Genomic DNA, 5,318 nt, shown 5'->3' with positions numbered 1-5,318 from the left:
ACCCTGGACATCTGCGACATCGCCTACATCGTCGGCGACGGTCACATCATCGCCAGCGGCAACGCCGAGGCGATCCTCAACGACCAGAAGGTCCGCGAGGTCTACCTGGGCGCCGACTTCCGCCTCTAAGCCGATGCCACTCATAAAGTTCCGCTCGATGGCATGTTTATTGCACTTGCGCCGGACACGAACTCGCACTAGGGTGGAGCTTTACGAGTAACGAGTGGTTCTTCGATGGTCATGAAAGCGTCTCTACAGCTGCGCATCGGTACGCAGCTGACCATGACACCTCAATTGCAGCAGGCGATCGCCCTGCTGCAGCTTTCCACCCTGGACCTCCGTCAAGAAATCCAGCAGGCACTCGATTCCAACCCGCTGCTGGAACAGGAAGACGAATTCGGCGAGCAGAGCGTGACCGAAACGCCGGAAAGCGACTGGGAGGAGAGCATTCCCAGCGAGCTCTCTATCGACAGCGAGTGGTCCGATACCTACCAGGACATGGCCGCCGGCAGCGGCGCCTCGGAAGGTCCGGACTTCGACCGTCAGGCGGCAGGCCAAAGCCTTCATGGCCACCTGCTCTGGCAGCTGGCGATGACTGATTCCTCCGAGCGCGATCACGCCGTGGCCGAAAGCCTGATCGATGCCCTCGATGCCAACGGCTACCTCACCCAGCCGCTGAACGACATTCGCGAAGGCCTCAGAGCCCAGGGCCTTGAGGGGTTGAGCCTGCGCGAGGTGGAGAACGTGCTGCTGCGATTGCAGCAGTTCGAGCCCACCGGTGTCTTTGCCCGCGATCTGCGCGAGTGCCTGATGCTCCAGCTCGCCACGCTCCCGGACGACACCCCGCTGCTGGTACCTGCCAGGCGCCTGGTGCGCCAGTTCCTCGAGGCGCTCGGCAAGGACGACAAGCGCCTGCTCAAGCGCCGGCTCGGCCTCGACGACGAACAGCTCGACGACGTCATCCGCCTGATTCGAAGCCTCGACCCACGCCCGGGCAGCGCCTTCGGGGCCACCAACGACAGCTACATCACCCCGGATCTTGTCGTGCGCCACGACCAGGAGGGCTGGCACCTGGAGCTCAATCCGGACGCCTTGCCGCGCCTGCGCGTGCAGCCGGATTACGCCAGCCTCATCAAGCGCGCCGACAAGAGCCAGGACAACCAGTTCCTCAAGGACCACCTCCAGGAGGCGCGCTGGCTGATCAAGAGCCTGTCGAGCCGCAACGACACCCTGCTGCGCGTCGGCCGCGAGATCATCGCCCGCCAGATCGGCTTTCTCGAGCACGGCGAGGAAGCCATGAAGCCCCTGATCCTGGCCGACATCGCCGAGGCCGTCGAAATGCACGAGTCGACCATCTCGCGGGTCACCACCCAGAAGTACATCCATACCCCGCGCGGCGTGTTCGAGCTCAAGTACTTCTTCTCGAGCCAGGTGAGCGGTCAGGATGGGGGCGACAGCCACTCGAGCACGGCGATTCGCGCGCGCCTGAAGAAGCTCATCCAGGAGGAGACGCCGGGCAAGCCGCTCTCGGACAGTCGGCTGGTGTCGCTGCTCGAGGAAGGCGGCATCAACGTGGCACGGCGGACGGTGGCCAAATACCGCGAGGCGATGGGCATTCCGTCGTCGAGCGAGCGGCGCCGACTGCGCTGAGTTGAAACTTGCCGCCGGGGCTTTGCAACGGCGCAAAAAGGGTTACAATCGAAGTACAGCCCTCGATAAGGAGCACGTCGATGCAAGTAAACATCACCGGTCATCATCTGGAACTGACTGACGCCTTGCGTGACTACGTCAACGAGAAACTCGACCGTATTGAACGCCATTACGACAACATCACCACCGTTCAAGTGACCTTATCCATCGAAAAGGAGCGCCAACAGGCTGCCTGCACGCTGCACGCCGCTGGTGCCGACCTCCACGCCGTCGCCGAGGATAGCGACATGTATGCCGCGATCGACGCTCTGGCCGACAAGCTCGACCGTCAACTGGTCAAACACAAGGAAAAAGCACAAGCTCGCGCCCAGGGCGCTGGCGTGCGTTAAATCGATGACGTTGGAAACCATACTCCCCCCGGAGCGCGTGCTGTTCGACGTGCCCGGGGGCAGCAAGAAGCGGGTGCTCGAGTTCTTCAGCACCTTCATCGCCCAGAACACTCCGAGCCTGGATAGCCAGGAAGTCTTCAGCCGACTGATCGGGCGCGAGCGCCTGGGCAGTACCGGTATCGGCAACGGCGTGGCCATTCCCCACGCCAGAAGCCCGCACTGCAGCGCTCCCATCGCCGGTTTCCTGAAGCTCGCGGAACCCGTCGATTTCGATGCCATCGATGGCGACCCGGTGGATCTGGTGTTCGTGCTGCTGGTGCCCGAAGAAGCCGACGATACGCATCTGGCGCTGCTCGGCCAGGTCGCCACGATCATGAACGATGCCTCTACCCGCGCCCAGTTTCGCAAGTGCGAGAGCCAGCGCGAACTGCTCGAACTGGTCATTGCCCGAATTCGCGAGCAGGGAGACGGCTAGCGCCCGCGACCCGGACACGCCCACCGAAGAGAGATGCCATGCAACTAGTCATCATCAGCGGCCGCTCCGGGTCGGGAAAATCCATCGCCCTGCAGGCGCTGGAAGATCTGGGCTACTATGCCATCGACAATCTGCCGGCGATGCTGCTGGGCTCGCTGGTGGAAGAGCTCGGCCAGCAGGGTGAACGCACGCACCTGGCGGTGAGCATTGATGCCCGCAACCTTCCCGCGGCGCTCGAACGCTTTCCGACGCTTCTGCGCGACATCAAGGTCGGCAATACCCACGTCCAGGTGATCTACCTGACCACCGATGCGCGCATCCTACTCGAGCGCTACTCCGCCACCCGGCGCCGCCATCCTCTGACCCGCGACACCGACATGACGCTGGAAGAGGCGATCGCCAAGGAAGAGCAGACGCTGTTCGGCATACGCGAGCTTGCCGATCTGATGATCGATACCTCGCGGCTGACGGTGCACGACCTGCGCCGGCGCATCACCGACGAGGTTGCCCACCAGCGTCAGGACCAGCTGACGCTGACCTTCGAGTCCTTCGGCTACAAGCGCGGCGTGCCGCTGGATGCCGATATCGTCTTCGACATTCGCTGCCTGCCCAACCCCTACTGGGATCCGACGCTGCGCCCTTTTACCGGCCGAGACGCCGAGATCGCGACGTTTCTGGAAGGCTACCCCGTGGTCGAGCAGATGCGCCAGGACATCCAGGCGTGGCTAGAGAAGTGGCTGCCGGTCTATCAAAACAGTCAGCGAAGCTACATGACCGTCGCCATCGGCTGCACCGGCGGCCAGCATCGTTCGGTGTACCTGGTCGAGCGCCTGGCCCAGCGGCTCGCCGCTTCACAGCGAAACGTCCAGGTTCGCCACCGCGAACTCGGGCTGCATTACAGCGCCGCGACGGCGTTGCCCACGCCATGAGTGGCAGGCGGCGCGCGATCACCGCCCCCACGACTTCATCAAGACACCGCTCGGAAAAGGAACCAGGGTGCCAGAAAGACGCTTGACACTGACCAATCAACGCGGGCTCCATGCACGCGCCGCCACCAAGCTAGTCACCTGCGCTCAGCAGTTCGAGTCGCAGGTTCACGTCTACAAGCAGGCTCAAAAGGCCGACGCCGCCAACATCATGTCGCTTCTGATGCTCGCCGCCCCCTGCGGCACTACGCTGACCGTGGAAGCCCTGGGCCGCGATGCGGAGGCAGCGCTCGACTCGATCCAGGCGCTGTTCGAGGCGCGCTTCGACGAAGACGCCTGAGCGGTCGCCGAAGATAGCAACGACATTTTCTCACCGAGCCCTTCATGCAACTGATCCAGACCGGAAAGTACTCGCGGGTCCATTTCGACGCCGCCCGTGATCTCTTCATCAAGACCTTCCAGCCCAAGCGGTTCGATCGACTGCGCTACCTTCTGCGCATTCGCCCCTACCCGGGACGCAACTTCTCGCTCGTCGCCGCGCGTCTCGAGGCGCTGGGCATCGCCACGCCGACCATCGTCGAGGCGCGTCCCTACCGGCTGGTCACGAAGAACATCCACGGCGTCGCCCTCAGAGAGCGTATCCTCGACTCGCCAGCCCTTCAGGACCAGTACCTCGACGCCCTGATCGCTTTCGATCGTCACGGCATCCACTGTCGCGGCCTGCACACCGGCAACTTCCTGGTGCGTGACGAGACGCTGTTCGCCATCGACCTCGACGCCTACAAGCTGCCCCGCCTGGTGCGCTACTCGCGTCGCGAATACCTCGACTGCCTGAGCCGGTCGCTGGCCGGCGACGAGGCGTTCCTGTTCACGCGCCTGCTCGACCGGCTGGGGCTCGACGAACAGTACCGCCCGCGCCCCTGAGCGAGCCCCAAAAAAAGCCCGCGAACCGGTCGCGGGCATGGCGTGGATCCTGGCTCAGCTGCCGGCCACGGTCATCGCGTCGATCAGCCAGCTGCCGGTGTGAATGCTGCCCCGCGTATCGACATCGTCGCCCAGCCCCTGCAGGCCTGCGAACATGGTCTTGAGGTTGCCGGCGATGGTGAACTCCTCGACCGGGTACTGGATCTCGCCGTTCTCGACCCAGAAGCCCGCCGCGCCGCGTGAATAATCACCGGTCACGCCGTTCACGCCCTGGCCCATCAGCTCCGTGACCAGCACTCCGCGCCCCATTCTCTTGAGCAGAGCCTCCAGAGTCTCCAGCGGCGCCTCGAGGCGAATGTTGCGCGCCCCGCCGGCGTTGCCGGTGGTGCTCATGCCAAGGCGCCGCGCGCTGTAGGAGGAGAGCATGTAGCTGGCGATGCGCCCATCCTCGATGAAGCGGTTGTCACGGGTCTGCACACCCTCGCCATCAAAGGGCGAGCTCGCCTGGGCGCCGATCTCCATCGGCCGCTCCCCGAGGCCGAACCACTCGGGAAACAGCGGCTGGCCGAGGCTGTCGCACAGAAACGACGCCTCGCGGTAGAGCGCCCCGCCCGCCAGCGCCCCCATCAAGTGGCCGACGAGTCCGGCGGCCAAGGAAGGGTCGAAGAGTACCGGGAAGGTGCCGGTCGGCGGGCGCTTGGCGCCGAGCCGGCGCAGGGTGCGCCGCGCGGCCTCGCGACCCACGCTCGCGGGGTCTCTGAGCGCGTGCGGGTCGCGGGCGCTGGTGTAGTCGTAATCGCGCTGCATGCCGCCCTCGTCCTGGGCGATCAGCATGCAGGAAAGCGAGTGGCTGCTGCCCTTCTGGGTACCGAGAAAGCCGTGGCTGTTGGCGTAGACGCGCACGCCCTCGCCGCTGGAGAGCGACGCCCCTTCCGACTGGTGGATGCCCGCCAC

The 5,318-nt window shown here is 64.6% G+C and carries 7 protein-coding genes and 1 pseudogene; 7 read left to right on the top strand and 1 reads right to left on the bottom strand.

The annotated features are described in order from the left end of the window. From BIS11_RS10160 to BIS11_RS10130, 7 genes and pseudogenes are all read left to right on the top strand, one after another. Window positions 1-129 (top strand): annotated as a pseudogene (locus tag BIS11_RS10160) (lipopolysaccharide ABC transporter ATP-binding protein); the annotation flags it as partial. A 105-nt stretch (window positions 130-234) separates the two neighbouring features. After that, the gene (locus tag BIS11_RS10155; protein WP_253419522.1) at window positions 235-1,650 is read left to right on the top strand and encodes an RNA polymerase factor sigma-54; all 1,416 of its coding nucleotides are present in this window, start codon (window positions 235-237) and stop codon (window positions 1,648-1,650) included. Window positions 1,651-1,730: 80 nt separating this feature from the next. Then, a complete protein-coding gene (gene raiA / locus BIS11_RS10150) occupies window positions 1,731-2,039 on the top strand; it encodes a ribosome-associated translation inhibitor RaiA (RefSeq protein ID WP_227390368.1) in 309 nt (102 codons plus the stop codon). 4 nt (window positions 2,040-2,043) lie between these two features. Beyond that, the gene (locus tag BIS11_RS10145) at window positions 2,044-2,514 is read left to right on the top strand and encodes a PTS sugar transporter subunit IIA (protein WP_227390367.1); all 471 of its coding nucleotides are present in this window, start codon (window positions 2,044-2,046) and stop codon (window positions 2,512-2,514) included. Window positions 2,515-2,552: 38 nt separating this feature from the next. After that, on the top strand, window positions 2,553-3,443 hold the full coding sequence (gene rapZ, locus BIS11_RS10140) for an RNase adapter RapZ (RefSeq protein ID WP_253419520.1): 891 nt from the start codon (window positions 2,553-2,555) through the stop codon (window positions 3,441-3,443). A gap of 67 nt (window positions 3,444-3,510) precedes the next feature. Then, on the top strand, window positions 3,511-3,780 hold the full coding sequence (locus tag BIS11_RS10135; protein WP_253419518.1) for an HPr family phosphocarrier protein: 270 nt from the start codon (window positions 3,511-3,513) through the stop codon (window positions 3,778-3,780). A gap of 44 nt (window positions 3,781-3,824) precedes the next feature. Continuing rightward, window positions 3,825-4,364 (top strand): hypothetical protein, encoded by a 540-nt coding sequence (locus tag BIS11_RS10130; protein ID WP_253419516.1) that lies wholly within the window; start codon window positions 3,825-3,827, stop codon window positions 4,362-4,364. 54 nt (window positions 4,365-4,418) lie between these two features. Here BIS11_RS10130 and BIS11_RS10125 read toward each other — a convergent pair. Further along, a partial coding sequence (locus tag BIS11_RS10125) for a metallopeptidase TldD-related protein (RefSeq protein WP_253586003.1) occupies window positions 4,419-5,318 on the bottom strand: 900 nt, incomplete at its 5' end.

The organism is Halomonas sp. 707D4 (assembly GCF_024158685.1).
Lineage (GTDB): Bacteria > Pseudomonadota > Gammaproteobacteria > Pseudomonadales > Halomonadaceae > Vreelandella.
The sequence above is the reverse complement of the archived record's forward strand: the minus strand, read 5'-3'. Positions and strand labels throughout refer to the sequence as shown.